The sequence below is a fragment of the Trebonia sp. genome (genome assembly GCF_049794275.1).
In the GTDB taxonomy this organism is placed as follows: Bacteria; Actinomycetota; Actinomycetes; order Streptosporangiales; family Streptosporangiaceae; genus Trebonia.
The window spans coordinates 1-3,572 of the sequence record NZ_JBARCR010000014.1 but is presented as its reverse complement, the minus strand read 5'-3'; the positions used below and the strand labels follow the sequence as shown (position 1 = coordinate 3,572).

At 68.8% G+C, this 3,572-nt stretch carries 4 protein-coding genes; all 4 read left to right on the top strand.

From position 1 onward, the window contains the following. Positions 1-828, top strand: an 828-nt coding sequence (locus WA805_RS00390) for an NAD(P)/FAD-dependent oxidoreductase (RefSeq protein WP_425241371.1), incomplete at its 5' end; no start/stop codon positions are given. A gap of 39 nt (positions 829-867) precedes the next feature. Then, a complete protein-coding gene (locus tag WA805_RS00385; RefSeq protein ID WP_425241370.1) occupies positions 868-1,740 on the top strand; it encodes a hypothetical protein in 873 nt (290 codons plus the stop codon). 97 nt (positions 1,741-1,837) lie between these two features. After that, the gene (locus WA805_RS00380; RefSeq protein ID WP_422326469.1) at positions 1,838-2,446 is read left to right on the top strand and encodes a YdcF family protein; all 609 of its coding nucleotides are present in this window, start codon (positions 1,838-1,840) and stop codon (positions 2,444-2,446) included. Positions 2,447-2,502: 56 nt separating this feature from the next. After that, the gene (locus tag WA805_RS00375; RefSeq protein ID WP_425241369.1) at positions 2,503-3,534 is read left to right on the top strand and encodes a uroporphyrinogen decarboxylase family protein; all 1,032 of its coding nucleotides are present in this window, start codon (positions 2,503-2,505) and stop codon (positions 3,532-3,534) included. Positions 3,535-3,572 lie beyond the last annotated feature (38 nt).

Below are 3,572 nucleotides of genomic sequence, written 5' to 3'. Positions count from 1 at the left end.
ATCTACGAGGCGACCCCGGTGACGGAGATCCTGCCCGATGGCTCGGGCGGTGCGGACGGTGCCGGCGCGGTAGCGCGGACGATGTTCGGCGATGTGCGGGCCAGGTCGGTGCTGCGCTGCACCGAAGGGTTCACCGCCAGGCTCCCCGGGGCACGGCGCGCGCTGCTGCCGATGAACAGCTCGATGGTGGTGACGGAGCCGCTGCCCGCAGGCGTATGGAAGCAGATCGGCTGGGACGGCTTCGAGACGCTGTCCGATGAGGCGCATGCGTACATGTACGCGCAGCGGACCGCCGACGGGCGGATCGCGGTCGGCGGCCGCGGCGTGCCGTACCGGTTCGGTTCCGCGACCGACCAGCTGGGAGTCACAGAGCCGTCGACGGCTGCCGCGCTCGGCGGGGTCGTGCGCCGGATGTTTCCCGCCGCCGCCGACGCGCGCCTCGAACACGCCTGGTGCGGTGTGCTCGGCGTGCCGCGCGACTGGTGCGCCTCGGTCAGCTACGACGCGCCGTCCGGCCTCGGCTGGGCGGGCGGCTACTCGGGGCACGGGGTCGCCGCATCCAACCTGGCCGGCCGCACGCTTGCCGACCTGGTGGCGGGAGCGCAGTCGCCGCTCACTTCCTTGCCGTGGGTGGGGCACCGCAGCCGGGCCTGGGAGCCTGAGCCGGCCAGGTGGGCGGGCGTGCAGGGGCTTTACGCGCTGTACCGGCTGGCCGACCGGCTCGAGGCGCCGGCTGACGGCACCGCTGGCCGGGGCGGGCAGGCACGAGTCGCGCTCGGGGAGGCGCTTGGCCGCGTGGGGGACGTTGTGTCGGGAATCCCGCACTAGGATTACGCGCCGGCTTGACGGGCCGGGCAGACTGGTGCTGTGGCTGCGATCAGCGACGACGATGCGCACCCCGCTGGAGGGGGTGTCAGCCAGACCGCGCCAGCGGACAACACGCATGTGCTGAACGGCATCCAGTCGCTGCACGAGCGGCTGGACGAGCTGCAGCACGTCGTCGCGCAGCGGCTGGAGTCGGCGGGCATGCCCGCGACCTCGCTGCTGCACGCCCGCATCGAAGGCGGCCATCGGCCGCAGCTGCCCGCGTGGCGCCGCCACACCGAGGGTGAGGCACGCTGGCAGGTCGCTTTGTGTACCGCGGTGGCCATCGCGCTGCAGGTCGCGGTGCCTGACCGGCTCATGCTGGTGAGTCCCTCCTGGGTGCTGCCCGCGCTGGAGGGCGCGATGCTCATCTGCCTCGTCGTGGCGAACCCGCACCGTATCAACCGTCAGTCCCGTGCGCTGCGGTGGTTCAGCCTCACGCTGGCCGCGCTGATCAGCTTCGCGAACGCGTGGTCGCTTGTGCAGCTGGCCGCTGGCCTGACCAGCGGGCACCAGCACTGGGTGGCTGGGTCGCTGCTGATCACCGGCGGCTCGATCTGGCTGACGAACGTGATCGTGTTCGGCCTGTGGTACTGGGAGTTCGACCGTGGCGGCCCGGTCGCCAGGGCGCTGGGCACGGATCCGTACCCGGACTTCCAGTTCCCGCAGATGACCAGTCCTGAGATGGCCCCGCCGCACTGGGAACCGCAGTTCGCCGACTACCTGTACGTCGCGTTCACCAACGCCGCCGCGTTCAGCCCGACGGACACGATGCCGCTGTCGCGCTGGGCGAAGCTGGCGATGACTCTCCAGTCGGCCATCTCGATCGTGACCGTGGCGCTGGTGGTGGCGCGGGCGGTGAACATCCTCCAGTAGCTGAGGCTGGCCTGAGAACATCCTCTGTAAAGCGGAACACCGGCAAGGAGGCCCCGCCGGGCCTGAAATACTGGGCGCCTATGTCTGGGTGGGGAATGTGCTGCAGCGCCTGAAACTTCAACGCTTGAATCTTCAGAGCCTGAAACTTCAGAGCCTGAAAAACGCGACGAAGAAGCGCTGGTTCTGGCGCGGGATCACCATACTGGTCCTCGTCCTGATCATCCTGTTGGGCACGGTTACGGCACGGCTGTTCGTCTGGCCGGCGACCGGCATGCCCGCCAAGGTCGACGCCATCGTCGTGCTCGGCGGCCCGGGCGACCGGGTGGATTACGCCATGCAGCTGGCCCGCGAGAACCGGGCGCCCTACCTGGTGTTCTCCAAGGGGCTCGGCTGGCTGCCGCCGGGCATCTGCACGGAGCACGTCGGATCCGCCACGGTGATCTGCTTTCAGCCCAACCCGGATACCACCCAAGGGGAATCAGAGGCCTTCGCCAAGCTAGCGAAACAGTACTCATGGCGGTCTGTCGCGCTGGTCACATCCCAGGAACAGGCCTGGCGCGCCAAACTCTGGTTCAACCGCTGCTACCCCTCTGGCCAGTACTACAGCGTCGGGCCGAAGCTCTCCCTGAGCATGGTGATACCGAACGGCGTCATCTACGAATGGGGCGCGACCGTGAAGGCGGAAGTCTTCGACCGAAGCTGCTAAACCACGGTTCTCAGTAGCCGTAGCCACGGCTGATCCCGTCGCGTAACGTGCATGTCATGCTGCTGCCTGCGTCACTCGTTGGAAGCTACCCGCAGCCTGACTGGCTGATTGACCGCGGCCGGCTGGCCGGCCGTTTCCCGCCCAGAGTGCGCGCGCGTGAGCTGTGGCGCGTCGCACCGGAGTTCCTCGAGCAGGCGCAGCGAGACGCCACCCTGCTGGCCATCCGCGCCCAGGAAGACGCCGGTCTCGACATCATCACCGACGGTGAGATCCGTCGGGAGAGCTACTCCAACCGTTTCGCGACGGCGCTTGACGGAGTGGACATCGACAACCCGGGAACGGCGCTGGACCGCAGCGGCCACCCGAACCCGGTGCCCCGCGTCGTCGGCCCGATCCGGCGCAAGCACCCGGTCGAGGTCTCCGACCTGCAGTTCCTGCGGGCGCACACCACCCGGACCGTCAAGATCACCGTGCCGGGGCCGTTCACCATGTCGCAGCAGGCACAGGACGACTACTACGGGTCCAAGGAGGCCCTGGCCTTCGGGTACGCGGAAGCAGTGAACGAGGAGATCCGCGACCTGTTCGCCGCGGGAGCGGACATCGTCCAGCTCGACGAGCCATACCTGCAGGCCCGCTCGGCCGAGGCTGCGCAGTACGGGGTGAAGGTGATCAACCGGGCGCTCGACGGCGTGACCGGGCTTGGCACGACGGCGCTGCACCTCTGCTTCGGCTACGCCGCGATCATCCACGAGCGGCCCGCGGGTTACTCGTTCCTGCCCGAGCTCGCGGCCTGCGATGTGGAGCAGATCTCCATCGAGACCGCGCAGTCGGGGCTGGACTGTTCGGTGCTGAGCTCGCTGGACGGCAAGACGATCATCCTCGGCGTGATCGACCTCAACGATCCCGCGGTCGAGACGCCTGACGTGATCGTGGAGCGGGTCCGCCGGGCGCTGCCGTACGTGGACGCCTCCCGGCTGGTGATGGCGCCGGACTGCGGCATGAAGTACATCCCGCGCGACACGGCATTCGGCAAGCTGGCCGCGATGTCCGCCGCCGCCGTCCGGCTGCGCGCCGAGCTAGGCAGCTGACAGGAGATAGCCGCGAAGTTCTCGTACTAAGGACTCCG

Coding starts and splice junctions, on each gene's coding strand:
- WA805_RS00375 (WP_425241369.1), top strand. CDS start 2,503: ATGCTGCTGCCTGCGTCACTCGTTGGAAGCTACCCGCAGCCTGACTGG.